1 protein-coding gene is annotated in these 364 nt (G+C 54.7%); it reads right to left on the reverse strand.

Annotation, left to right across the window (positions count from 1 at the left end):
* Positions 1-364: NAD(P)/FAD-dependent oxidoreductase (locus HBA93_RS19345; RefSeq protein WP_221724377.1), on the reverse strand; the 364-nt coding region annotated here is incomplete at both ends.

Here is a 364-nt window from a genome sequence, read left to right on the forward strand (position 1 = left end):
TGCAAATGCGGAAACAGTGCAATCGCCCGCTGCATCACCGATGAAGCTGCGGTCACAGAAGGCCGTGAATAATCCGGATTATCCAGCACGATACCACGCCCGCCGCCCATAACATAATTACCGCGTGTTACCTGACGGCCGTAAAAACTGCCGCCATCTTCGCCCATACTCATCGGCAGAAGATATGGCAGCGGCTCGGTCACCACCATTGACGGGTAGATTTTCTTGAGCGGAACGCTCTCGCCAAATTGCGTGGCAAACTGATCTGACCATGCACCCGCCGTATTGACCAGCTGGCGGCAACGGATTTCCGTATCCTCACCCGCAAACAAAGCGAAACCATTACCGGTGGTGACTGCTTCAT

This window comes from Ochrobactrum sp. SFR4 (genome assembly GCF_019730395.1).
Classification (GTDB): Bacteria; Pseudomonadota; Alphaproteobacteria; order Rhizobiales; family Rhizobiaceae; genus Pseudochrobactrum.